Source organism: Bradyrhizobium diazoefficiens, from assembly GCF_016616235.1.
Taxonomy (GTDB): Bacteria; Pseudomonadota; Alphaproteobacteria; order Rhizobiales; family Xanthobacteraceae; genus Bradyrhizobium; species Bradyrhizobium diazoefficiens_H.
Window position 1 is genome coordinate 1,389,311 of sequence record NZ_CP067100.1, and the last position, 24,816, is coordinate 1,414,126.

The 24,816-nt window shown below is 64.4% G+C and carries 21 protein-coding genes and 2 pseudogenes; 11 read left to right on the forward strand and 12 right to left on the reverse strand.

The window, feature by feature from the left end; all coding sequences use genetic code 11:
- Complete coding sequence (locus tag JJB99_RS06565; protein WP_200498004.1) at window positions 1-300, forward strand: winged helix-turn-helix domain-containing protein; 300 nt, start codon at window positions 1-3, stop codon at window positions 298-300.
- 256 nt (window positions 301-556) lie between these two features.
- Here the strand turns inward: JJB99_RS06565 and JJB99_RS06570 are convergent, their stop codons facing one another.
- Both JJB99_RS06570 and JJB99_RS06575 read right to left on the reverse strand, forming a co-directional pair.
- Window positions 557-1,159, reverse strand: coding sequence for a hypothetical protein (locus JJB99_RS06570; RefSeq protein WP_200498005.1), 603 nt, complete (start codon window positions 1,157-1,159; stop codon window positions 557-559).
- Between the two features lie 558 nt (window positions 1,160-1,717).
- Entirely contained in the window at window positions 1,718-2,458 is a 741-nt protein-coding gene (locus JJB99_RS06575; RefSeq protein WP_200498006.1) for a hypothetical protein, read from the reverse strand.
- A 434-nt stretch (window positions 2,459-2,892) separates the two neighbouring features.
- Between JJB99_RS06575 and JJB99_RS06580 the strand changes: the two are divergent.
- The 6 genes and pseudogenes from JJB99_RS06580 to JJB99_RS06605 form a co-directional block, all read left to right on the forward strand.
- Window positions 2,893-3,102, forward strand: a pseudogene (locus tag JJB99_RS06580) (phosphoribosylamine--glycine ligase); the annotation flags it as partial.
- A 1,010-nt stretch (window positions 3,103-4,112) separates the two neighbouring features.
- On the forward strand, window positions 4,113-4,301 hold the full coding sequence (locus JJB99_RS06585; RefSeq protein WP_200498007.1) for a DUF3606 domain-containing protein: 189 nt from the start codon (window positions 4,113-4,115) through the stop codon (window positions 4,299-4,301).
- Window positions 4,302-4,305: 4 nt separating this feature from the next.
- Window positions 4,306-4,626: a hypothetical protein gene (locus tag JJB99_RS06590; RefSeq protein WP_246775152.1), complete on the forward strand. Its 321-nt coding sequence runs from the start codon at window positions 4,306-4,308 to the stop codon at window positions 4,624-4,626.
- 166 nt (window positions 4,627-4,792) lie between these two features.
- Window positions 4,793-5,811, forward strand: a pseudogene (locus JJB99_RS06595) (IS5 family transposase).
- 286 nt (window positions 5,812-6,097) lie between these two features.
- On the forward strand, window positions 6,098-7,381 hold the full coding sequence (purD, locus tag JJB99_RS06600) for a phosphoribosylamine--glycine ligase (RefSeq protein WP_200498008.1): 1,284 nt from the start codon (window positions 6,098-6,100) through the stop codon (window positions 7,379-7,381).
- A gap of 194 nt (window positions 7,382-7,575) precedes the next feature.
- Complete coding sequence (locus JJB99_RS06605) at window positions 7,576-8,481, forward strand: alpha/beta fold hydrolase (protein WP_200498009.1); 906 nt, start codon at window positions 7,576-7,578, stop codon at window positions 8,479-8,481.
- Here the strand turns inward: JJB99_RS06605 and JJB99_RS06610 are convergent.
- On the reverse strand, window positions 8,478-8,936 hold the full coding sequence (locus tag JJB99_RS06610) for a nucleoside deaminase (RefSeq protein WP_200498010.1): 459 nt from the start codon (window positions 8,934-8,936) through the stop codon (window positions 8,478-8,480). The two genes, JJB99_RS06605 and JJB99_RS06610, sit on opposite strands and share 4 nt — an antisense overlap.
- Before the next feature lie 119 nt (window positions 8,937-9,055).
- Between JJB99_RS06610 and JJB99_RS06615 the strand changes: the two genes are divergently transcribed.
- Both JJB99_RS06615 and rsmD read left to right on the forward strand, forming a co-directional pair.
- Window positions 9,056-11,119 (forward strand): pseudouridine synthase, encoded by a 2,064-nt coding sequence (locus tag JJB99_RS06615; protein WP_200498011.1) that lies wholly within the window; start codon window positions 9,056-9,058, stop codon window positions 11,117-11,119.
- 1 nt (window position 11,120) lies between these two features.
- The gene (gene rsmD, locus JJB99_RS06620; RefSeq protein WP_200498012.1) at window positions 11,121-11,675 is read left to right on the forward strand and encodes a 16S rRNA (guanine(966)-N(2))-methyltransferase RsmD; all 555 of its coding nucleotides are present in this window, start codon (window positions 11,121-11,123) and stop codon (window positions 11,673-11,675) included.
- A 90-nt stretch (window positions 11,676-11,765) separates the two neighbouring features.
- Here rsmD and mutL read toward each other — a convergent pair whose 3' ends face one another.
- On the reverse strand, window positions 11,766-13,580 hold the full coding sequence (mutL, locus tag JJB99_RS06625; RefSeq protein WP_200498013.1) for a DNA mismatch repair endonuclease MutL: 1,815 nt from the start codon (window positions 13,578-13,580) through the stop codon (window positions 11,766-11,768).
- 317 nt (window positions 13,581-13,897) lie between these two features.
- On the opposite strand from mutL, the gene JJB99_RS06630 reads away from it, so the two are divergent.
- Window positions 13,898-14,209 (forward strand): hypothetical protein, encoded by a 312-nt coding sequence (locus JJB99_RS06630; RefSeq protein WP_200498014.1) that lies wholly within the window; start codon window positions 13,898-13,900, stop codon window positions 14,207-14,209.
- 60 nt (window positions 14,210-14,269) lie between these two features.
- Here the strand turns inward: JJB99_RS06630 and arfB are convergent, their stop codons facing one another.
- From arfB to JJB99_RS06665, 7 genes are all read right to left on the reverse strand, one after another.
- Window positions 14,270-14,686, reverse strand: coding sequence for an alternative ribosome rescue aminoacyl-tRNA hydrolase ArfB (gene arfB / locus JJB99_RS06635; RefSeq protein WP_200498015.1), 417 nt, complete (start codon window positions 14,684-14,686; stop codon window positions 14,270-14,272).
- 116 nt (window positions 14,687-14,802) lie between these two features.
- Window positions 14,803-16,167 (reverse strand): M16 family metallopeptidase, encoded by a 1,365-nt coding sequence (locus tag JJB99_RS06640; RefSeq protein WP_200498016.1) that lies wholly within the window; start codon window positions 16,165-16,167, stop codon window positions 14,803-14,805.
- Complete coding sequence (locus JJB99_RS06645) at window positions 16,164-17,558, reverse strand: M16 family metallopeptidase (RefSeq protein ID WP_433995751.1); 1,395 nt, start codon at window positions 17,556-17,558, stop codon at window positions 16,164-16,166. The genes JJB99_RS06640 and JJB99_RS06645 overlap by 4 nt, the downstream gene beginning before the upstream one ends.
- A 201-nt stretch (window positions 17,559-17,759) precedes the next feature.
- A complete protein-coding gene (locus JJB99_RS06650; RefSeq protein ID WP_200498017.1) occupies window positions 17,760-18,479 on the reverse strand; it encodes a hypothetical protein in 720 nt (239 codons plus the stop codon).
- Between the two features lie 91 nt (window positions 18,480-18,570).
- Window positions 18,571-19,065 (reverse strand): signal peptidase II, encoded by a 495-nt coding sequence (gene lspA, locus JJB99_RS06655; RefSeq protein WP_200498018.1) that lies wholly within the window; start codon window positions 19,063-19,065, stop codon window positions 18,571-18,573.
- A gap of 8 nt (window positions 19,066-19,073) precedes the next feature.
- The gene (gene ileS / locus JJB99_RS06660; protein ID WP_200498019.1) at window positions 19,074-22,082 is read right to left on the reverse strand and encodes an isoleucine--tRNA ligase; all 3,009 of its coding nucleotides are present in this window, start codon (window positions 22,080-22,082) and stop codon (window positions 19,074-19,076) included.
- 205 nt (window positions 22,083-22,287) lie between these two features.
- Window positions 22,288-23,259, reverse strand: a complete 972-nt coding sequence (locus JJB99_RS06665) for a bifunctional riboflavin kinase/FAD synthetase (protein ID WP_200498020.1) — start codon at window positions 23,257-23,259, stop codon at window positions 22,288-22,290.
- A gap of 231 nt (window positions 23,260-23,490) precedes the next feature.
- On the opposite strand from JJB99_RS06665, the gene JJB99_RS06670 reads away from it, so the two are divergent.
- Window positions 23,491-23,886: a response regulator gene (locus JJB99_RS06670; RefSeq protein ID WP_027551917.1), complete on the forward strand. Its 396-nt coding sequence runs from the start codon at window positions 23,491-23,493 to the stop codon at window positions 23,884-23,886.
- Window positions 23,887-23,950: 64 nt separating this feature from the next.
- Here the strand turns inward: JJB99_RS06670 and JJB99_RS06675 are convergent, their stop codons facing one another.
- Window positions 23,951-24,805 (reverse strand): TIGR01459 family HAD-type hydrolase, encoded by an 855-nt coding sequence (locus JJB99_RS06675; RefSeq protein ID WP_200498021.1) that lies wholly within the window; start codon window positions 24,803-24,805, stop codon window positions 23,951-23,953.
- Between the last annotated feature and the right edge of the window lie 11 nt (window positions 24,806-24,816).

Sequence of the window (24,816 nt, forward strand, 5' to 3'; positions counted from 1 at the left end):
TTGGCCGAGCTCGACGACATCATCCACCAGCCGCTGCGGCTCAAGATCATGGCGGCGCTGAACGCGCTGCCCGCAGAGGTCGGGCTGGAATTCGCGCGGCTGAAGAAGCTCACCGGCGCCACCGACGGCAATCTCGGCGCGCATATCGAGACGCTGGCGAAGGCTGGCTATGTCTCGGTGGAGAAGGCGTTCGTGGGCAAGAAGCCGCAGACGACGGTGAGGGCTACGGCCGCGGGGCGCGGGGCGTTCGCGCGGCACGTCGCGACGTTGCAGGAGATTATTGCGGGGAGGCAGGTGTAGGCCTCACTCCCGCCGCTCCCCCTATTGTCAACCGGCGCGTGCTCTTTCCGTCATCATTCCGCGGCGTCGCGAAGCGACGAGCCCGGAATCCATCGTTCCACCAACACTGCGGTTCAATGGATTCCGGGCTCGCGCTGGCGCGCCCCGGAATGATGGGCAGAACTTCGGAATTAGTGCACTACCGCAATATCCCGGAAGCGTTGACTGCTGCGGGCGAAGTCAATTACGTTGATTGGAAAGAGCGTCGGAAGACGATTCAGCGCGTTCGCGGCCTGACCTGGCCATCGATGTCTACGTAGCCGTGCGGCGCGGAATCAAACAGCATTGATTGCAGCAGATCGCGGTTTAGTTCGGCGATTTCTGTCGCTAGCCGTCGCAAGCGATCGAAGGTGGCGTGCCAAGTAAACGGAATAAGGCCATCGCGAACGTTAGTCTTTCGATTTTCTCCCGGATTGGGAAGCAGACCGGCGTCAGTGGTTTCTAGCCCCGCGGCGCTGGGCGAGTGGCGTTCCATTCCGCCGCCCCAGAGGCGATGAATAACCTCATCTCTCTGCGTATTTAGGTTCTGTATTCTGGGCACAAGACCGAGCATGTAGGCGCGATATGGATCGTGTGTCTTTAGTTCTATCAGTGTCACCCAGAATGCGAGGCTCTGCTTGAAACCTCTAATTTTCCTGTATTGCTCAAGGAGGTCCTTGTCCTGATTCATCAGGTGATGGGTGTTCATATCAATGTACCATTCGGCGTGGGACCACTGCACTACTACCATCCCAATTGCCCAAAGCTGGCGATTGGAGATACCGGGGTCCATCACGTACCGTTGGCGAGCAGGGAAAACCAAAGGTTCGTTCTCAAGCATGGCTGAGTCCGTTAGATGTGGAGCTACAAAGGAGATTACGGTGACAGCTGATGCATTGGCTCTGGAACTTAGTGCACCGTAATCATGATTCAAAACCTAACGGTAATTATGCAGGCTTCTTGCACCACCACCAACGCTTCGATTCGGCTCGGCATAGGTTCTGTCGATGATCGGGCGACAGCGCCGCTTAGTCTCTTCGACGAACCCCTCAATGCGGACATCCAGCGATCCACGCTAGGGTAATCCGCAAGGTACACCTCAGCCATGGCGTCCCATGCGGTCACTCTCCATTCGTGTCCGCCGGTTGTCGGCAGCCTGCCCGACGAGGGGGCGATAGGAATATGGTGACAGTGTACTGAACCATGTCAGCTAATGAGTTCGGCTTTGGAGCGTGGTGCACTGTCGCCTTAATCCATTAAATTTGATCTTCCGGGTCTGCGACCTGCTTGAGGGGCAATCGGGGGTAGTCATCAAGTGAACCAAAATGATCGAATCCTTGATCTTCCAAGTAGGTCCTAATCCGCCCCATGTCCGCTGTGGTCATCTCGCGCATGTTCCTTATTTTCGAACGTCCGCAGAGGTCATTGTCAGCGAGACCAAGTCTGAAAGAAACTCTTTCGCGACCCCTCTGAAGTCGTCCACAGTCAAATTCGATAACTCGGAATTTCCCTCGTAAATGTTTGCGGATGATACTGCGATTAAAAATCCGTGCGAATAATCAACATTCTTTTCTGTTCGATGAAGCAACTCACGCATGTTGATCGCTTTGTTGTTCAAATATGCCACTGCAAGGCAGAACAGAACCCACCTGCCGCTCGTAGACGTTTCAGCTGCGAATCGTCTTAAATCAAAACTTGGCGCGATTGGCGCGCTCTTGCCGTCAGTTGGCGTCACGGTCTGGTTTTTTTGATCTTGGTTGCGTGCAGCCTCTGCCATCTCGCTCAAACGTTGATCGATGCCGCCAGTTCTTTCGGACAGATTACGCAGGTCACTGGAGAGGGCCGTTGACGATGCAGATAAAGTCGACGCGATTGCCTTGACGTCAGAGATTGACGAGACCAACGACGCCAAGTTCGTCTCTAATCCTTGGTTGGAATAAATTGCGTAGCCAATCGCCAGGACAGCCAGCAACAGTGAAGCCAACGTCAGAGCGAACCCCAGATAATCGGTGAGCTTAGGAACGTCGGACCACTTCACCGTTAGAACGCCGATGAGGATGCTCAGTAAGATGAACAAGATGTAGCGTTCATGAAGCTTGCGCCGCAGCACTTCGTCTTTATTCCACCCGTCGTCTGGCATGACATTCCTGATATCTTGTTTCAGTTGACGTGCGTTTGGCGCCGCTCGAAAATCAGCTCGGAACGCGCCCGCTCGCCAAAAGCAGTAAAGGCCTTACAGAATATTTTAGGTTGCTGGTGAACATGCCACGAACGTGAACTCAAGCCCAGGTTTTGTGAGCAGTTCACAATGCTTAAATGGAATGGGGGCGAAGACCCTCGCGGTCAAAGCGTCGGAGCCGCATCTATTTCTTGAAAAATTCGATGCGCTCCAACGGGATGAGCCTTGTCATTGTCGATCAGACCTAATCAAGGCATCGCTTAACATTGAACGCCGCCACACTGTGGAAACATCAGCTTACATGCGCCCAAGGGATACGGGCCCCCAGCCCACCTTGAGCCCCCCCGATTCGTGCGACCTCCGCCCCCAGCAAAACCCCTCATTCTGAGCCCTCGATGCACATTCTCCTCCTCGGTTCCGGCGGCCGCGAACATGCCCTGGCGTGGAAGATCGCGGCCTCTCCCCGGGGGACCAAATTCTGGTGCGCGCCCGGCAATGCCGGCATCGCGCGCGAGGCGGATGCTTGGCTCGATGTCGCCGACGATGCAGCGGTGATCGATTTCTGCAAAAATAACGCGGTCGAGTTGGTCCTGGTCGGCCCGGAATTACGGTGGGCACTAAACCAGTTTCGCGATTTCCTTTGCTCGCGGCAGCTCCTCGGCCGAAGCCATTGCGCTTAGCAGCCGCGGCAGATGCTCTTGATCTTCTTTTCCATGGCTATGTCGGCGGGATCGCGAGGCGGATCCACGGCAGGCTTCGTGGAATTGGGCTCGCCTGCCGCTGCAGCGACGGGATGCGTATGCTGCCTGTGGTGTCTGGCCTCGGCAGACTCATTCAACGCAAGCGCTGCGACGAAAACGATGCACAGGGTGCAATTCAGCAGTTTTTGCAAATCTTCCCCACGATTCTATCGGCGCGGTTGTTCTCTTGATCGATCTTATCGTCACTGCCCTTTTCGTCCGTCGTCATCGGCCTGCCGATGCCGCCCGCAGGGGCCGCGCCCTGCGCGTTTCCGGGCGAACCCGATGGGGCTGCCGTGCCGGCCGTGTTCGTGCCGGGCGCTGCTCCCGTTGTCAGGCCATTGCCGTTGCCTGTTGGACGATTTGCACCTGACTGGGCGGGCGAGGGGCTGTTGAGGTTGCCGCCCGCAACGTTTCCCGTGGCCGATCCGTTGTTGAGGTTAGGAGCCGTCGTCGCGTTCGCATTTGCGCCAGTCCCTGCAGCACCGGTCCCTGCAGCACCGGTCCCGACTGAACCGGATGGAGATGTTGCGGCTGCACCCGCTGTCCCTGACGAGGAGGCTGCGCCTGCCGCGCCGCCGGCAGAAGATGATGCTCCGCCTGCGCCTCCACCACCAGCTCCGCCGCCACCTCCGCCTCCACCGCCACCGCCGCCTTGAGCGAACGCGGAGCAGGGAATGATAACGGCCATGACGAGGGCAAAACGGGAGATCTTCATGATGGCACTCCTTTGAGCCATCAAGCCATCCGCCATCGGTCCGTTCCAATTCGCCTCTCGCCGCGAGCGGCGCATCTCGCATCGCGCGTTCATCAAGCGGGAACGGCTCCCGGAACCGGGCGACTTATTCCTGCGTTGCGCCATGAGGAGGCGTCTCATGGCCAAGAAGGCAAAGAAACAGACCGTCCGCGGGCGCAAGCAGGACCGCAGCCGCGTCGCCGGCGGGCAAGACTACGAGGTCCGATATGAGGCCAGGAAAGCGGGACGATCGGCCTCGGCCGTCAAGAAGGCGGTCAGAAAAGTCGGCAACGTCAGGAAGAAGGTGGAGAAGAGGCTAGGGCGATAGTCGGATGTCGCAGCCCTCGTTGCATCAGCCATCGCGGCTACGTCGCCACATCGAGGGATTGGGGCCTTACCAGTCCCTGGTGCTGCTTCTCGTCCCGGCCAGTATCGTCGAGCCCTTGAAGCTCGGTGCCGTCGCGATTGCGGGTGAAGGGCATTGGATCACCGGCACCGCCGTCATCGTTTGCGCCTACGCATGTAGCCTGTTTCTGGTCGAAAGACTGTTCAGGATCGTCCGCCCAAAACTCCTCACGCTGCCGTGGTTCGCGCGCCTTTGGAATTGGCTGCTCTCCTTGCGCGCCAACGCTCTTGGATGGCTCCGCCGCTGAGCCGGAGCCGTTGCGATGCGGGCGCGCCCCGGAATGACGGCAGGGCAATCGCATATGGATTCCACGAAGATGGTTTGGGGCTGGCTCCGCCTCTCCCGCAAGCGAGAGCTTTGCATAAAGGGCGAATCTGCGATTCTCTAGGGCCGAAGTTCGGAGGGGGCTCGGAATGGCATATCGACAGGTTGGGCAACCGGGCTTCGCGGATGCGCTGGTATCGCGGCGAGGAAAAGGAAGCCCGGTGCTGAGGCGGATTTCCGAGCTGGTCGACTGGGCGGCTGTGGAGCGCGTGCTGCGCGGCCTTCCGGAGCCGGAGCGTGGCTCGCCGCCCTATCCGCGGCTGGTCATGTTCAAGGCGCTGCTGCTGCAGCAATGGTATGGGCTGTCCGATCCGGAACTCGAAGAAGCACTCGATGACCGCGCCTCGTTCCGCGATTTCTGCGGCTTTGTGCTGAGCGACGAGACACCCGACCATACGACGATCTGGCGCTTCCGTGAGACTTTGCAGCAGGCCGGTCTGGACGAGAAGCTGTTCGCCGAGATCCTGCATCAGATCGACGCGCGCGGGCTGGTGCTGCGCCGGGGCACGTTGATCGACGCGAGCCTGATCCCGGCGGCGGTGAAGCCGCCGAAGCCGCCAGAGGATCCGCAACCGCCCGGCCCGGACGGTCTGGCGCCGAGCAAACTGGTCAACAGCAAGCGCGATCCTGACGCGCGCTGGACCAAGAAGGGCGGCAAACGATACTTCGGCGGCTACAAGGCACATGTGGGCATCGACCAGGGCTCGGCGATCATCCGCCGCAGCAAGCTGACCGATGCTGCGGTCAACGACACGGTGCCCGCCGACGAGTTGATCTGCGGTGATGAGAAGGCGGTGTATGCCGACCAGGCCTATGACAAGCACGAGCGCGCCGCAGCGGCCTTCGTGCGCGAGGCATCAAGCCGCGGCTGATGTTCCGCCCCAACAAGCATCATCCGCTGACCGAGCGGCAGAAGCGCTTCAACGACGCTGTGGGAAAGCGGCGCGCGCCGGTCGAGCAGGTCTTCGCCCGCCTCAAGGGCGGCTACCGCTGGGCGCGCGCCCGCTATCTGGGCCTGGCGCGCAACCAGACCCATCTGCGCCTGATCTGCCTCGCCATGAATCTCAAACGATGGGCGGTGCTGTCTGCTGTGGGAGCTGCAGCATGACCGTCGTCGCCCGAAGCCATCCGTCGCCACCAAAACGCAACCGTTCCATGCCGTGCGCCGTCAGACGCTGCGCAAAAAAAGCCCGGCAGCGGGAACTACCTCCGCACATCCAATTAAGCAAAGCTCTCGCAAGCGGGAGAGGGAGCCGACTGCCAATGCCGCAGCATCGTGCGCGCCATAGGCGATTGCCTTGGGGAATGACGGGGAGTTCGGGGCCGCCCCCTTGAGCCCCACCCCGATTCGTGCGACCTCCGCCCCGGCAAAACCCCTCATTTTCGAGCCTTCGATGCACATTCTCCTGCTTGGTTCTGGCGGCCGCGAACATGCTCTGGCGTGGAAGATCGCAGCCTCCCCCCTGGTGACCAAATTCTGGTGCGCGCCCGGCAATGCCGGGATCGCGCGCGAGGCGGAATGTGTCGCGCTCGACATCGCCGACCATGCCGCCGTGATCGACTTCTGCAAGACCAATGCGGTCGAGCTCGTCGTGGTCGGCCCGGAGACGCCGCTGGCGGCCGGCATCGTCGACGATCTCACCGCGGCCGGCATCAAGGCGTTCGGCCCGAGCAAGGCGGCCGCGCAGCTCGAAAGCTCGAAGGGATTCACCAAGGCGCTGTGCACCGAATTCGGCATTCCGACCGGCGCCTACAGGCGCTTCACCAACGCCGCCGATGCGCGCGCCTATGTCCAGAGCCAGGGCGCGCCGATCGTGGTGAAGGCCGACGGGCTCGCCGCCGGCAAGGGCGTCGTCGTCGCCAAATCCGTGCGCGAGGCCGAGGACGCCATCGCCATGATGTTCGAGGGCGCCTTCGGCGAAGCCGGCACGGAGGTCGTGATCGAGGAATTTCTGCCCGGCCGCGAGATCAGCTTCTTCGCGCTGTGCGACGGCGAGACCGCCATTCCGCTGGCGTCCGCGCAGGACCACAAGCGCGTGTTCGACCACGACGTCGGCCCGAACACCGGCGGCATGGGCGCCTATTCGCCGACGCCGCTGGTGACGCCGGCGATCCACGACGCGATCATGGCCAGGATCATCCTGCCGACGGTATCGGGCATGAAGCAGCGCGGCACGCCGTTCCGCGGCATCCTCTATGCCGGCATCATGCTGACGACGCAGGGCCCAAAGCTGTTCGAGTACAACGTCCGCTTCGGCGATCCCGAGTGCCAAGTGCTGATGCTGCGCATGATGTCGGACATCGTGCCGGCGTTCCTCGCCGCCTGCGATGGCCAGCTGAAGAACTTTGACCTTCGCTGGTATCCGGAGTCTGCGCTGACGGTGGTGATGGCGGCGAAGGGCTATCCCGGCGACTATCAGAAGGGCACGCGTATCGAGGGGCTCGATCACGCCGCGGAGGTCGAGACCGTCGAGATCTTCCACGCCGGCACGGTGGCCAAGGACGGCGCGATCCTTGCCAATGGCGGCCGCGTGCTCAATGTCTGCGCGCTGGGGGCCACCGTGACCGAGGCGCAGGCGCGCGCCTATCAGGCCGTCGACCGCATCAATTGGCGCGACGGCTTCTGCCGCCGCGACATCGGCTGGCAGGCGGTGGAAGCCGAGAAGGCCAAGATCTAGCTCGTCATTGGGGGACGGCGCGTGCAGCGTGCCGAACCGGAATCTCGATGTGGGCGCCGTCTCGACATTCCAGAAATGCGCAATCAACTGTTGGGGTTAGCGGCCCCGCTGATAATACCGCTACTGTGCATGGGGTTGTTTTCGACATTTTGTTGAGAGCAGTTCCGGGCTGACCCTGACAAGGATGCAACAAGATGTCCGATCTCGCCGACCTCTATCCCGGCTTCGCCTCCGAATGGATCAACACCTCCCTCGGCCGCATCTTCGCCCGCGTCGGCGGCAGCGGGCCGCCGCTGTTGCTGCTGCACGGCTTCTCCGAGACGAACGTGATGTGGCACCGCGTCGCGCCCGAGCTCGCCGACGCCTTCACGCTGATCATCGCCGACCTGCCGGGCTATGGCTGGTCCGACATGCCCGCGAGCGATGCGCTGCATATGCCCTACAGCAAGCGCGCGATGGCGAAAGCCATGGTCGAGGCGATGGAGCGGCTCGGCCACGTCCACTTCGCGCTGGCCGGTCACGACCGCGGCGGCCGCGTGTCGTATCGGTTGGCGCTCGACCATCCCGGCCGGCTGTCGAAGCTCGCCGTGCTCGATATCCTGCCGACCTATAATTACTGGGAGCGGATGAACCGCGCCTACGCGCTGAAGATCTATCACTGGACCTTCCTGGCGCAGCCCTACCCGCTGCCGGAGACGCTGATCTCCGGCAATGGCGAGTTCTTCCTGCGCTTCAAGATGGCGAGCCAGACCAGGTCGAAGACGCTGGACGCGATCGATCCGCCCGCGCTCGAGCACTACATCGCCCCGTTCCGCGATCCCGCCCGCGTGCACGCGATGTGCGAGGACTACCGCGCCGGCGCCTATTTCGACTACGACCTCGACAAGGCCGATTTCGAGGCCGGCAAGAAGATCACGATCCCGATGCTGGCGCTGTGGGGCAATGCCGGCATCGCGCAGGCCGCCGCGACGCCGCTCGACACCTGGAAGCAATGGGCGACCAACGTCGACGGCATGCCGGTGGAGTCGGGGCACTTCCTGACGGAGGAAAACCCCGAGGTGACCGCGAACGCGCTGCGCGAGTTCTTCGCAGGCAGCTAGCGCCGCTCGCGAAAGAACTCCTTGAGCAGCCGCGCCGCCTCGCTCTCGCCGACGCCGGAATAGACATCCGGCGCATGATGGCAGGTCGGCGAGGTAAAGAACCGCACGCCGGACTCGACCGCGCCGCCCTTGGGGTCGGCGGCGCCGTAATAGAGCCGCCTCACCCTTGCAAACGAGATCGCGCCCGCACACATGGTGCAGGGCTCCAGCGTCACGTAGAGGTCGCAGTCGACGAGGCGCTCGCTGCCGATTTTCTTGGCGGCCTCGCGCAGTGCAATGATTTCGGCATGCCCGGTGGGGTCATAGTCCGTCAACGTCCGGTTGGCGGCGGTGGCGATGACCTCGTAATTGCGGACCACCACGCATCCGATCGGAACTTCGCCCGCCTTTCCGGCGTTTTCGGCCGTTTTGAGCGCCAAATCCATGAAGGAGGGGGCTTTCAAGTCTCGTATCATCGCCAGAAACCTGCTACTAGCTCCGCCTTCAGCAAGAGTGAAGACCGATTTTGCCTGAGCATGCGGCTCGGAACGAGCGCGCACAATGCTTTCCGGCTACCCCCTGAGTGAGATTATTCATGCCTCGCGACAGCGACAAAGACAACGATTCCCGCGGCCGGCGAGGCCCGCCCAAGGGACCATCGAAGGGCGGCCGCTCCGGCAAGCCGCGCGGTCCCGAGAAGAAATTCGCCAAGCGCGGTTTTGAGGGCAAGGGCGAGGGGAGGGGTGACCGCGACAGCCGACCGCCTCGCGCCGATCGTGGCGACCGTCCGTTCCGCCGCCGCGAGGAGGGCGATGCCCCGCGCCGCGATTTTTCCGACCGTCCGCGCTTCAAGCGCGATGATCGCGGCAGCGAGGGCCGCGGCGAGCGCAGTTTCAAGCCGCGGGGCGACCGTCCGTTCTCCGACCGCGGAGCGCGCGATGGCGAGAAGCGGCCGTTCAAGCCGCGCGGCGAGCGTCCGTCCCATGGTCGCGACGACCGCCCGCCGCGCAGCCGGGATCGCGACGAGTCCCGCCCCGCCGGCCGCTCCAGCGAGCGGAAGTTCGGCGACAAGCGGCCTTATGCGCCGCGCGGCGACCGGCCCGAACGCAAGTTCGAGGGCGAGCGGAAGTTTTCGCGCGGCGGGGACCGCGATCGCGGGCCGCGCGAGGATCGTGGCGAGCGCAGCTTCAAACCGCGCGGAGACCGTCCGAATTTCGATCGCGGTGATCGCGCGCCACGTGGTGACCGCCCGGAGCGCAAGTTCGACGGCGAGCGAAAGTTTTCGCGGGGGGCACCGGATCGCGGGCCACGCAAGGATTTCGGCGGCCGCGACCGCGGCACCGACAAGCCTTGGCAGAAGCGCGATGATCGCGGCTCGGGTGATCGTCCGTTCCGCGAGCGGCCCAAATTCGATCGGGCTCGTCGCGACAACGATGGCGAGCGTGGCGAACGCGGTGGTGATCGCCCCAAATTCAATCGTCCGCGCGAGCGCTCCGAAGGTCGCTCTGACTGGCACGAACATCCGCGCAGCGAAGGTCGCTTCGGCGATCGTCCGCGCCGCGAGAACGAGGACGATAGCCGGATCTTCGAACGGCGCCCCGCCTTCGGCGGCCGCGGCGCCTATCGCGAGCGCGACCGTGATTTCGAGGGCCGGCCGCGCCGGGACGAAGCACCGAAGCCGAAGAAGGTCGGCGAGCGCATCGCCAGGGTGCTCGCGCGTGCAGGGCTTGCCTCGCGCCGCGATGCCGAGGAGATGGTCACGCAGGGCCGCGTCACCGTCAACGGCCGCGTCATCAACTCGCCCGCCCTCGACGTCACCCAGAACGACGTGGTCGCCGTCGACGGCAAGCCGTTGCCGCCGCGCGAGCGCACCCGGCTGTTCCTCTATCACAAGCCGCGCGGGCTGATGACGACGCATGACGACCCCGAGGGGCGTCCGACCGTGTTCGACAATCTGCCCGAGGGCTTGCCGCGCCTGATCTCGATCGGCCGGCTCGACTTCAACACGGAAGGGCTGCTACTGCTCACCAATGATGGCGGGCTCGCGCGCACGCTGGAGCTGCCCGACACCGGCTGGCTGCGCCGCTACCGCGTTCGCGCCCATGGCGACGTCACCCAGGCGCAGCTCGACCAGCTCAAGAACGGCATCGAGATCGAAGGCGTCAAATATGGTCCGATCGAGGCCACGCTGGAGCGCGACCAGGGTGCCAATGTCTGGCTGGTGTTCGCGATCCGCGAAGGCAAGAACCGCGAGGTGCGCAACGTTTGCGCCCATCTCGGCCTCGAGGTGAACCGGCTGATCCGCGTCTCCTACGGCCCGTTCCAGCTCGGCGAGGTCCCCGAGGGCCAGGTCGAGGAGGTCCGCTCGCGCGTGCTGCGCGAGCAGCTCGGCGACAAGGTGATCGAGAAGTCGGGCGCCCAGTTCGACGTGCCGCAGAAACCCGCTTCAGCCGGCGACGACGGCGCACCGCGCGAGAAGAAGCCTGCCAGCAAGCGTGGCGTGATCGCTGACCGCAAGGGCCGCCGCGTGCTGGTGCAGCGCACCGGCAGCGACGAGGCGCGCGAGCGCAACGAGGCCGAGGCCAGTGGCTACGGCCCGCCGCGCCGTCCCAAGCGCGGCTATCACGGCAAGCGTGACCTGACGCCGCGGGAGGACTAGCTTGCGCGTCGTCGGCGGTCGTTTGAAGGGGCGCAATCTCGCCTCACCGTCCTCGCGCGACATCCGCCCCACGGCGGACCGCCTGCGCGAGTCCGTGTTCAACATCCTCCTGCACGCCTATGACAATCCGATTGAGGACGCGCGCGTGCTCGATCTCTTTGCCGGCACCGGCGCGCTCGGCATCGAGGCGTCCTCGCGCGGCGCGAAGTTCACGCTGTTCGTCGACAACGGCGCGGAGGCGCGCGCGTTGCTGCGCAACAATGTCGAGGCACTCGGCCTCGGTGGCGTGACAAAAGTCTATCGCCGCGATGCGACCGACCTCGGCCCTGCGCATCCCGTCGAGCCGTTCTCGCTGGTGTTCCTCGATCCGCCCTACGGCAAGGGTCTTGCGGAGAAGGCGCTGGCGTCCTTGCGCGACGGCGGCTGGCTGACGCCGGGCGCGCTGCTGGTGGTGGAAGAGGCCAAAGCCGCGCAGTTCGTGACGCCGGAAGGATTCGGGGAGCTGGAGCGGCGGGCGTATGATGACACGGAGTTTGTTTTTTTGAAGAAGTCGTAGGATGGGTAGAGCGAAGCGAAACCCATCGTCTCACCGCGTCGGTAGAATTGACGGGTTTCGCTTCGCTCTACCCATCCTATACGACCGGAGCTATCTCCGCCCGAACAGCTTCTCCACATCGCTCAGCTTCAGCTCGACATAGGTCGGCCGGCCGTGATTGCACTGGCCGGAGTTCGGCGTCTCCTCCATCTCGCGGAGCAGGGCGTTCATCTCCTCTGGCCGCAGCCGGCGGCCGGCGCGCACCGAGCCGTGGCAGGCCATGGTGGCGGCGACGTGCATCAGGCGACGTTCGAGAGGAAGCGCCTCGTCCCATTCGGCCATGTGCTCGGAGAGATCGCGCAAGAGGCCGCCGGCATTGGTCTTGCCGAGCAGCGAGGGCGTCTCGCGCACCGCGACCGCGCCGGGGCCGAAGGATTCGATGGCGAGGCCGAACGAGACCAGCTCTTCGCTGCGCGCCAGCAGGCGCTCTACGGTGGCTTCGTCCATCTCGACGATCTCGGGGATCAAGAGGATCTGCCGCTGCACGCCGTTGGTGGCCAGCGAGGCCTTCAGCCGCTCATAGACGATGCGCTCATGCGCGGCGTGCTGGTCGACGATGATCAGGCCGTCGCGGGTCTGCGAGACGATATAGGTCTCGTGGATCTGCGTGCGCGCCGCGCCGAGCGGGCGATCGACGAGGTCAGCCGTTGGCTGCGTCTCGATCCGCACATCAGCGCTCGGTGCGCCGACGTCGAATGCTGCCTGGGCGCTCTCCGCGAAAGCGGGCGCGGCGGAGCCGTCGAATGGCGTCATCGGCGCGACCGGAGCGGACGGCGAGGCGCGCCAGTCCCAGCTTGCGGGGCGTTGCGGCGTAAAGGCCGGCCGGAACGAGGACAGCGCACTCTCGCCGCTATTGGCGGCGGTGCGGCGGCCCTCACGCGCGAGGCCCTCCTTCAGTCCATGCACGATCAGCGCGCGGACAAGGCCGGCGTTGCGGAAGCGCACCTCGGTCTTGGCCGGATGCACGTTGGCGTCGACCTCGCGCGGATCGAGCGTGACGAACAGCGCCAGCACTGGATGACGGTCGCGCGGCAGGTAATCGGCATAGGCGCCGCGCACCGCCCCCAGGATCAGCTTGTCGCGCACCGGCCGGCCGTTGACGAAAAGATATTGCCCGAGCGCGTTGGCCTTGGTCAGCGCCGGCGCCGCGGCATAGCCGGCAACGATAACGCCTCCGCGCTCGGCATGGACTTCGAAAGCATGGCTGCGGAACTCCACGCCCAGGATGTCGCCGAGCCGCGTCAAGCGACCCGCAGCGCCTGGCAACGCTGCAGCCCAGGTCACCGGAGCGCGCTCTTCGCCCGCCAGCGTGAAAGCAATGTCGGGCCGTGCCATTGCGAGGCGCCGCACCACCTCGCGGATCGCTTCCGCCTCGGTACGGTCGGTCTTCAAGAATTTCAGCCGCGCCGGCGTTGCATAAAAGAGCTCATTGACTTCGACACGCGTGCCATGCGCCAGCGCCGCCGGCATGATCTCGGACTTCTCGCCGCCCTCGACATTGAGTGCCCAGGCGTGCGGCTCGCTCGCATGCCGCGTGGTGATCGATAGCCGCGCCACCGAGCCGATCGAGGGCAGCGCCTCGCCGCGGAACCCGAGGGTGCGGATCTGGAGCAGATCCTCGTCGTCGAGTTTTGAGGTCGCGTGGCGCTCGACCGCGAGCGCGAGGTCTTTTGCGGTCATGCCGCTGCCGTCGTCGGTGATGCCGATCCGCCGACGGCCGCCGCCATCGGTAAAGACGTCGATCCGGCTTGCGCCGGCATCGATCGCATTCTCGACCAGTTCCTTGACCACGCTCGCTGGACGCTCGACCACCTCGCCGGCGGCGATGCGATTAACGATCTGTTCGGGAAGTTGGCGGACGGGCATGGGTTCACTCAGCGAATGTCCCAGTCTAACTCTGCCCCGCAACAAATGCATGGGGAAGGTCGCGCTTCCCACATACCAGATGTGGGAAATTATTGGCCTCGGGCAGCTGCGATGAATGCGGCGTGCATCCGCGGGCGGTCGCATATGTGGAGCGCAATTCCGCGAAACGGCCGCGAAATTCCTAAACGATCAACACACCACAGGGGTTGCATCACGACCGCGTCGCTCGAACTCTCTTTGCGATGGAGCGGTCCGGTGCAGGCGAGCGGCGCAGCAAGCAACCGAACCGTTCATCGCGAAAAATCCAGGAGAAATGGATGAAGTTGGTGAAGACCTCCGCGATCGCATGCGCTCTCTCGGTCCTGATTGCGACGCCCGTTCTCGCGCAAGGTACGTCATCTGGCGCTAGGCCGGGCGGCACCGTGCAAAGCAAACCCATGCAAGGCGGCGCGACCATGGGCAGCGAGGATGATGATGTCGGCGCGCAGCAGGGGACCGCAGGCGAGAAGGTGGGCATGAAGTCGACCAAGGGTACGAAGGGTACCGCCGGAACCACCGGCAGCGCGGCGCACAAGGGTACGGCCGACGATTCCGCTCCGGGCGGAGCTGCCACTGGCAAGCGCTACTGATGCCCAATCCTTGAAACGGCAAATCTCCGGTCGCCTTGCGGCCGGAGATTTTTCGGTGGTCTAATCGTCGAAACCGCGTCCGCGCTTCGCCTTGACGTCGCTGCGGCGCTTCTTGCCCTCGAGCCGGCGCTGCTTGGAGGCGTAGGTCGGCCGCGTTGCGCGGCGCGGGACGGGGCGCACCATGGCCTCGCGCAGCATCTCCGTGAGCCGGTCGATGGCGTCCTGCCGGTTGCGCTCCTGAGTGCGGAAGCGCTGGGCGTGGATCACGATCACGCCATCCTTGGTCATGCGCTGGCCGGCGATGCGGGCGAGCCGGATCGCTGCGTCGTCGGGGATGGTCAGCTTGCGCGTGTCAAAGCGCAACTGGGCCGAGGTCGCGACCTTGTTGACGTTCTGCCCGCCCGGGCCGGAGGCGCGGACAAAGCCGATCTCGATGTCGTCCTCGTCGATGACGAGATCGCGGGATATCCGCAGCATGGGAACACCATTCGTGATGTTCCGGACATATCGCGGACGTCCACGTTCGGCAATGGCGCTCATGCCAAACGCAAATGGCCGGGCGAGCCCGGCCATTGCAGGAGGCGTCCGGAAAATCAGTTCGACTTCGGCATCGCCGCCGCCGGCTGCGCGGCGGCCTGCGGGGCGCGACCGACGACGACGGTCAGGAGGCCTTGGCCCCAGAGGCGCTTTGCGGCTTCCTTGGCGTCGTCCAGCGTCACCGCATCGACGATGGCGTTGCGCTTTTCGATATAGTCGATCGGCAGCTTGTCGTGCTGGTATTGCAGCAGCGCCTGGGCGAGCTTGGAGGAGGTGTCGAGCGCCAGCATCTGCGAGCCCTTGAGGTAGGACTTGGCCTCGTCGAGCTCCTTCTGCGTCGGGCCCTCCTCGGCGATGCGGCGCACTTCCTTCTCGATCGCGTCGATAGTGTCGCCAGCGCGGTCGGCGCGTGTGCCGGTATTGCCGATGAAGACCGCTGAATGCTCCATCCAGAGCAGCGATTCGAACACCGAATAGGCGAGGCCACGCTTCTCGCGCACCTCGCGATAGAGCCGCGAGGACAATCCGCCGCCGCCGAGGATGTGGTTGACGACGTAGGCCGCCATGAAGTTGGGATCGCTGCGCTTCACGCCGGGACCGCCGAAGGTGATGACGGTCTGCGGCACGTCGAGCGTCACGAAGGCGCGCTGCGGCGGCTTCTCCGCCTCGATGTCGGGAACCGGCGTCAGATTGGCCTTGGCGGGAAGACTGCCGAAGGTGTGGTCGAGCAGCTTGCCGAGCGTCTCGGGATCGACGTCGCCGACCACCGCGATCTTCAGCCCGTCCTTGGCGAGCACCCGACCGACATAATCCTTCAGGTCGGCGACGGTGATGGTCGGCACGCTCTCCAGCGTGCCATTGGTCTGCCGCCCATAGGGATGATCGCCAAAGGCGACCTCGAGGAATTTTCGGCTCGCCAACGAGCTCGGGTTGGTGGTCTCGCGGCGCAGGCCGGAGATCACCTGCGAGCGGATGCGCTCGACATCGGCGGTGTCGAAATGCGGCGAGGTCAGCGCGCTCCTGAGCAGGTCGAATGCCTCGTCCTTGTTGTCGCGCAGCATGCGCAAGCTGCCGCGGAACGTATCGCGGGTGGCGCTGAAGGACAGCTCGATGGCGCGGCGGTCGAGCCGCTCATGGAAGGTCTTGGAATCGAGATCGCCGGAGCCTTCGTCGAGGAGGTCGCCGACCAGATTGGCGACGCCCGATTTGTCCTTGGGATCCTGCGCCGAACCGCCGGCAAAGGAATATTCCATGGCGATCAGCGGCACGGTTGCGTCCTGGACGAACCAGGCCTCGATGCCGCCGGGCGAGACCAGACGCTGGATCTTTGCGGCCGCTTGCGACGGCGAGACGGCCGCCAGCGCGAGCGCCGTGCCGGCGACAACGGAGAATGCAACGCGTCGAAGGAAGGGATAGGTCACGAACGCTTCTCCTCGCGCTTGGCAGTGGCGGTGTCCTTGATGAGATAGCCGGTCACCGAGCGCTTCTTCTCGAGCCATTTCTGCGCAACGGTGCGAACCTGCTCGGCGGTGACCGCGCGGATGCGGTCGGGCCAGCTTCTGATGTCCTCGACCGAAAGGCCCGTGGTCAGCGCGCCGCCATACCAGCGCGCCAGCACCGCCTGGTTGTCCTGAGCGTAGATCGCCTCTGCAATGAGCTGAGTCTTCACCCGCTCAAGGTCTTCGGCACGGATCGGGTTCTGCGCGATGCCGGCGATGACACCGTCGACCACCTGCTCGACTTCGGTAAAGCTGACGCCCGGCTTTGGTGCGGCCGAGATCGCGAACTGGGTCGGGTCGAGCGAGATGCTCGAATAGCTGGCGCTGGCGGAGACCGCGAGCGGCTTGTCGACGACGAGGGCGCGGTAGAGATAGGAATTGCTGCCACTGCCCATCAGCTGCGCCAGCACGTCGAGCGCGGCGCTCTCGCCGGCCGCGGCTGTCGTCGCCGAGGGCACGAGATAATAGCGGCGCAGGTTCGGCTGCTCGACGCGGGGGTCGGCCAGCGTGACGGTGCGTGGCGCCGCCGGCTCCGGCTCCTGCGGCCGGATGCGGCGTGCCGGAATCGCGGGCTGCGCGGGGATCGAGCCAAAATTGCGCTCGACCAGCGGGCGGATGTCGGCGGCCTCGACGTCGCCGGCGATCACCAGGATCGCGTTGTTCGGCGCGTAGAAGCGGCGGTAGAAGGCGAGTGCATCCTCGCGATCGAGCTTCTCGATCTCCTGGTGCCAGCCGATCACCGGCCGGCCGTAGGGATGATTGAGATAGAGCGCGGCCATGATCTGCTCGTTGAGCCGCGCGTCGGGATTGTTGGCGACGCGCATGTTGTACTCTTCGAGCACGACGTCGCGCTCGGGCAGCACGTTCTCGTCCTTGAGGATCAGGCCGGTCATGCGGTCGGCCTCGAACTCCATCATGATCGGCAGCTGCTCTTTCGTTACGCGCTGGTAGTAGTTGGTGTAGTCGACCGAGGTCGAGGCGTTCTCGTTGCCGCCGACGCGGAGCACGGTCTGGGAGAATTCGCCGACCGGGTGCTTCGAGGTTCCCTTGAACATCAGATGTTCGAGGAAATGCGCGAGCCCGGATTTGCCCGGCGTCTCGTCGGCCGAGCCGACCTTGTACCAGATCATCTCGGTGACCACGGGCGTGCGGTGATCGGGGATCACCACGACCTGCATGCCGTTGGGAAGCGTGAAGCTGGCCGGCGGAGCCGATGTCACCGTGGTCTGGGCGAGGGCGGCGCTGGCCGAGAGGACACTCGTCGAAAGCAGCGCGGCAATGAGGCAGGCAGCCGATCGGTAAGAAGACATCATGATCCCTGTGAAAGGCCGAGGTCCGGATCTCCGGCTCGGTAGCGCGGTATGCTACGCCGCGCGGCTGAGGCTTCGCGTCACGAAGCAGAGAACTCAACGCGTAGGCAAGTTACTGATGAGCAATTTATCGCTCGCGTCCGGACGTGCAGGGCCGCCGGCGCCAGCTCCGCTCGTGTCAGGATGTCGCGGCCGGACGGAACGCTATTGTTCCTTGTCCTTGCCCGACATGATGTCGAAGTAGGTCTTTTTCGTATTGTCCTTGCCGGCGCCATAGGCGTAGTTCGGCGACGGTGTCTGGTAGCCCGGCGGCGGCTCGACCAGGGACTGGCGCGGCGGCTCGGACGTGAATTGCTTTTCTTCGGGGGTGCCGCCCTTCAGCATGCCCCACAGACCGCCGGTGAAACCGAGCTGGGCGGGGCTGAGCGATGGGTTGCCGTTGGTGCCCGGCTGGATCGGATCATTGCTGGTGCGCTCGGGTGCTGCGGTCCTGCCGACCTCCATCTCGGCCGGCGAAAGTGTGCGGCCGGCCTGCCAGTTCTCCGTCGCCTTGACGGCCTTCTTCCGCGCGGCGATGGCTTCCTTGCGGCGCTTCTCGTCGGGGTCCTTGGGCCAGTTAGGCGCATTCTTGGCCTGGGTCTCGGCTGGCGGCGGCAGGTCAAGCTTCGGCGGTACCACCAGCGGCGAGCGCTCGCGGTATTCGATGCCGGGCTTTTCCATGCTCTTGGCGCCGATGCCGGACATCAGGTTGTCGATGAGCTTCTCTTCGAAGGTCATGTCGTCATCTTCGTCGTCACCGGCGCGGGCCGCACCTGCCGACATGACGAGACCGATGCCGAGCGCGACCGCGGATAATTTCAACGCCCGCCAGAACCCCGATTGGGGATCGCGAACCATCGAACCGCTGGTCTTCGAGCTGCGCATGTACCTGTTCCATATTGTGGCAGATTGCCGCTCGCGCGCGGCCAACCGTCGCAAAAACGGGGTTCCACCCGCCCGCCCGTATCGGCCGGGATCAGGGCGCTTTTGCGGCGGGTACCCCCAGGAAGGAATCATACAATAGCGCCGCCACCCCAGCAACGATGGCCACGTCCGCGAGGTTGAACACATACCAATTATAGGTATTTCCGCCGATCTCGATATGGAACAGGGCGAAATCGATCACCGCGCCGTAGGCGAAGCGGTCGATGCCGTTGCCGATCGCGCCGCCGATGATCAGTCCCAGAGCGACGGTCGCAAGCCGGGTTTGCGAACGGACCATCCAGATCGCCAAGGCGACCACTGCAACGACTTTCACGGCCATCAGCGCGAGCTGCGCCGCCTGGCCGTCGTTCTGCAGCCAGCCGAAGCTGATCCCGACGTTCTTGGCCAGCACCAGGTCGAAGAACGACGTCACCCTCACCACGCCGAGGCGGGCGAGGTCGAACACGTTCAGCAGCCAGAGCTTCGAAGCCTGGTCGGCCACGAGCGTGACCATTGCCGCGAGGATGCCGGCGCGGAGCGGGGTCATGGCTGGGATCAGACGCTCACCCCCAACGCCTTCCATTCGCGCAGCGCCTTGGCGTCGCGCGGGGTGACGTCGGGATATTCAGGGTCCTCACCGACCATTGGCGAGATCTTCCAGGAGCGGGCGCACTTCGTGCCCACGGCCTTCTCGACGATGACCGCGACGCCGGGCTCGGCATCGAGACGGAATGCATCGGCCGGCGCCTCGCCCTCGCGCACCTCGTAATTCGAGGTGATGCAGACTTCGGCGAGATCGATGTCGAACAGCGTCATCTGCATGTCCCTGTCGGCGACATAGATCACCGGCGAGGCCTCCAGCGACGAGCCGATGTTCTTGGCGGCGCGTTCGAGCTCGAGCGCACCGGTGACGACGCGGCGGACGTTGCGGATGGTCTCCCACTTCGCGGCGAGCTTGTCGTCGCGAAAGCGTTCGAGATCGTTCGGGAACAGCGTCAGATGCACCGACGGTTCGGCATCGGGCCGGTACATGCGCCAAGCCTCCTCCGCGGTGAAGCTCAGGATCGGCGCCAGCCATTTCAGGATCGAGGCGCAGAGCAGGTCGATCGTGGTCAGCGTCGCCTTTCGCGTCAACGAGGACGGCGGATCGCAATAAAGCGTGTCCTTGCGGATGTCGAAATAGAACGCCGAGAGCTCGCTGTTGAGGAAGGCGGACAGGATCGCGACGACGGTCTTGTAATCGAACTCGCGATAGGCCTTGTCGATAGCGGCGGCGCGCACCGCGAGCTCGTGCAGCATCAGCCGCTCGAGTTCGGGCATCTCGGCCGGGGCGACCGCCTCAGTCGGCTTATAATGATGCAGCGTGCCGAGCATCCAGCGCACGGTGTTGCGCAGCTTGCGGTAGGTCTCGACCGTATTCTTCAGGATCTCCGGGCCGATGCGCTGGTCGTCCGTATAGTCGCAGGATGCGACCCAGAGCCTCAGGATGTCGGCGCCGGATTCCTTGATGACGGCCTGCGGCTCGATGGTGTTGCCGAGCGACTTCGACATCTTGCGGCCGTCCTCGGCCTGGGTGAAGCCGTGGGTCAGCACGATGTCGTAGGGAGCCCGGCCGCGCGTGCCGCAGCTCTCCAGCAGCGAGGAGTGGAACCAGCCGCGATGCTGATCCGAACCTTCCAGATACATCACGGTATCGGTGCCGCCGTCGACCTTGCGCTTGATGCCGGCGAGGCCCGGGAAATGCACGGGATCTTCGAGCACGAAAGCGTGCGTCGAGCCCGAGTCGAACCAGACGTCGAGGATGTCGTCGACCTTCTGCCAGTCCTCGCTCGCACGCGCGCCCAGGAAACGTTCACGCGCCCCTTGCGCGTACCAGGCGTCGGCGCCCTCCTTCGCGAAGGCGTCGCCGATGCGCGTGTTGACGGCCTCGTCCTGAAGGATCTCGGCGGAGCCGTCACCCTTCTCGCGCACGAACACGGCGATCGGCACACCCCAGGCGCGCTGGCGCGAGATCACCCAGTCGGGGCGGGCCTCGATCATGCCGTTGATGCGGTTCTCGCCCGACGGCGGCACCCATTGCGTCACCGAGATCGCGTGCAGCGCGCGGGCGCGCAGCGTATCGCCGGACTTGGTTTTGCCGTTTGCAGCAACATCCTTGTCCATCGCGATGAACCATTGCGGCGTGTTGCGGAAGATCACCGGCTTCTTGGAGCGCCAGGAGTGCGGATATTGATGCTTGAGCCGGCCGCGCGCGAGCAGCATGCCTCTTTCGATGAGTGCCTTGATCACGGCCTCGTTGGCATCGCCCTTCTCGCCCTTGTCGTTGATGACGCGCCTGCCGGCAAAGCCCGGCGCATGATCGGTGTAGGTGCCGTTCTCGTCGACGGTATAGGGGATTGCCGTGTTGATGCCGCGCGCATCGAGATCGCGCGCCTGCGCCATCCAGGCGTCGAAGTCCTCGCGGCCATGGCCGGGCGCCGTGTGCACGAAGCCGGTGCCGGTGTCGTCGGTGACGTGATCGCCGGGCAGCAGCGGAACGATGAAGTCGTAGCCGCCGGCGAGGCCGTTCAGTGGATGGGCGCATTCGATCGCGTCCATGGTGTCGCCGGGGATGTCGCGGACCTTCTCGAAGGCCGTCACGCGCGCCTGCTTGAAGACTTCTTCAGCAAGGGCGTCGGCGAGGATGAGCAGGTCGCCGGTCTTGGCCCAATTGTCCGCAGGTGCATCCGTGACCTTGTAGAGGCCGTAGGCAATCTTCGGCGAGAATGAGATGGCGCGGTTGCCCGGCAGCGTCCAGGGCGTGGTGGTCCAGATCACCACGCTTGCGGAGGCGAGCGCGCCATGCGCGGGCGAGGTGACCGGGAACTTTACCCACACCGTATCGGATGTGTAGTCCTCGTATTCGACCTCGGCCTCGGCCAGCGCGGTCTTCTCGACCACGCTCCACATCACCGGCTTGGAGCCGCGATAGAGCGTGCCGTTGGCGGCGAACTTCATCAGCTCGCGTGCGATCTGGGCTTCGGCCGGATAGCTCATGGTGGCGTAGGGATGGTCCCAATCGCCGATCACCCCGAGGCGCTTGAATTCCTCGCGCTGCACGCCGAGCCAGTGCGTGGCGTAGGCGCGGCACTCTTTCCGGAAATCGATCATCGCGGCACTGTCGCGGAAGTCGGGCTTCTGCTTGCCCTTCTTGCGATAGTGCTCCTCCTCGACCTTCCACTCGATCGGCAGGCCGTGACAGTCCCAGCCGGGCACGTAGTTGGAATCGAAGCCGAGCATCTGCTGGCTCTTGGTGACGAGATCCTTCAGGATCTTGTTCAGCGCCGTGCCGATATGGATGTTGCCGTTGGCATAGGGCGGGCCGTCATGCAGCACGAACTTGGCGCGGCCCTTCGCACTTTCGCGCAGCTTCTCGTAGAGGCCGATCTCGTACCAGCGCTTCAGGATCTCCGGCTCGCGCTGCGGCAGGCCTGCGCGCATCGGGAATTCGGTCTGCGGCAGGAACAGGGTCTTGGAATAGTCTTTGGCTTCAGACTTTTGGGACTTTTGCGGCTTTTCGGACATGAGGCTGACTGGCTCGGACGGGCGCGGGGAACAGATGGCGATGCGGAATCGCGGGTGAAAACGACGAAATCCCGGTCTTGCGCCGAGCCTTCAGGCTCAGGCGGAAGCCGGGCCGCTAATCCCTATGACGCGCCGCGCAAACATGGGCTCTCCATAGCAGGGGGCCAAGGGAAGCGCAAAGGTCCGGCGAGACCGGTTTTGGGCCTCAATCGATCACGCCAAGCCGCGGAAACGCGTCCGGGGCAGCGGCCAGCATGGCGCGGGCGCGGGCGGAATCGTCGTCCATTTGGCGGATCAGGGCCTCCAGGCTGTCGAATTTCAGCTCCTCGCGGATGAAGCCGACGAAGGCGCAGTCGAGCGTCTGGCCGTAGAGGTCGCCCTTGAAGTCGAACAGGAAGATTTCCAGGAGGGGCGCGCCGTTGTCGAAGGTCGGGCGGCGGCCGAAGCTCGCCACGCCATCGAGGCGCTCAGCGCCGCAGCCGACCCGCACCGCATAGATGCCGTGCTTGAGCCCGCAATTGGCGTCGAGGCGGATATTGGCGGTGGGATAGCCGAGGTTGCGGCCGCGCTTCTCGCCGTGGATCACTTCGCCGGTGATGAACCAGGGCGCGCCCAGCATGGCGGTGGCCTCGTCGAGCAGGCCCTCGGCGAGCGCGATCCGGATCGCGCTGGAGGAGACCGGCCGCTCGTCGATATCGACATGCGGCTGCACGTCGATCTCGATGCCGAGCCTGGGCGCTTCGTTCGCAAGCAGGCTTGGTGAGCCGACCCGGCCCTTGCCGAAATGGAAGTCGTAGCCGACCGCGATGCCGCTGACGCCGAGCCGCCCGATCAGGTCATGGTGAATGAAATCTTGCGCGCTGGTGCCGGCGCGGGCCTTGTCGAAGGTCATGACCACGGCGCCGGCAAGGCCGGTGCCGGCCAGAAGCCGCAGCTTGGCTCGCTCGTCGGTCAGGCGGAATTGCGGGGTGTTGGGGCTGAAAAACCGCCGCGGGTGCGGCTCGAAGGTCAACGCCAGCGCAGGGCGGCCATGCGTCCGGCCCATTTCCAGGGCCGCCGCGATCACCGCGCGATGGCCGAGATGAACGCCGTCGAAATTGCCCATGGCGACCACGGCGCCCCGGGGAATGGCGGAATCCGGCGTGGTATCGCGGATAACGGTAAAAGGCTGGGCCATCAGGGGAATTCTCGGAGCCGGCGGGGATCGGCCGGACCGTGGCGCGACCGGCCGGATGAAGTCAAGCGGCAGGGGTGCGACCCGAATTGAACACCATTTCAATTCTTCGGAGGCGTCCGCAGTTAACGGGCTGTTTAACGCCTTGGTGCTAGTCCTTGAGTGTGGAATCGCCGGGCTCCGGCCTGGCAGGTCCGATCGTAATATTCCTGGGTATGCGTTGGGGGAGTCGAGATGGCGGTTGATTTGTCGATGCCGGTTCTGGTGGTGGATGACTATAGCACCATGATCCGTATCATCAGGAATCTGCTGAAGCAGCTTGGCTTCGATAATATCGATGATGCCAGCGACGGTTCGGCGGCTCTGAACAAGATGCGCGGCAAGAAGTACGGGCTCGTGATTTCCGACTGGAACATGGAGCCGATGACCGGTTACGACCTGCTGCGCGAAGTGCGCGCGGACCCCAACCTCGCCACCACGCCCTTCATCATGATCACGGCCGAGTCGAAGACCGAGAACGTGATCGCGGCCAAGAAGGCCGGCGTGAACAATTACATCGTCAAGCCGTTCAACGCGGCGACGCTGAAGACCAAGATCGAAGCGGTCTTCCCGGACATGGCGAGCGCGTAAGCGCAGTTCGGTTCCATCGCCTGAATTTGAAGAGCCCGGGCTTGTCCCGGGCTTACTGCGTCGATCACCATTTCAATTCGCGCATCAGCGCCTTCGGCGGATGGCCGAACAATTCCAGCACGGACTTCGGGTCGAGTTGGTCGAGACCTTCGAACTCCTCGGAATGGATGCCGCGGGTCACGAACAGGCAGTCGATGCCGAACTCGCGCGCGCCGGTGAGGTCGGTGCGGACGGAATCGCCGATCGCCAGCACCTTCTTCCGGTCGATCATATGACCCTGGCGCTCGCCCGCCAGCCGCATCGCGCGCTCGTAGATCGGCCGGTGCGGCTTGCCGTAGAAGATCACCTCGCCGCCGAGCTCGCGGTAGAGCTCCGCGATCGCGCCGGCGCAATAGATCAGCCGGTCGCCGCGCTCGACCACGATATCGGGATTGGCGCAGACCAGCGTCAGCTTGCGCTCGCGCGCCTTCAGCATCATGCTGCGGTAGTCCTCCGCCGTTTCGGTCTCGTCGTCATAGAGGCCGGTGCAGACGATGTAGTCGGCTTCCTCCAGCGGCGCGGTCGCCGCATCGAGGCCGCGATAGATCGAATTGTCGCGCTCGGGGCCGAGCCAGAACATCTTGCTTCCGGGATGCTCGGCGACATAGAGCCGGGTCAGATCGCCCGATGACACGATGGCGTCATAGGTCTCGTCGGCAACGCCGAGCTTGCGCAACTGCCGCTGCACGGAATCGGCCGGCCGTGGCGCGTTGGTGATCAGGATCACCGTGCCGCCGCGACTGCGATAGGTGTGCAGCGCCTCGCAGGCTTCGGGGAACGATTCCAGGCCGTTATGGACCACGCCCCAGATGTCGCTGAGCACGACCTCGACGTCGCCCACGAGCTCACGCAAGCCTTCGGCGAAATGCAGTGTGGTCATGATGCGCGCGG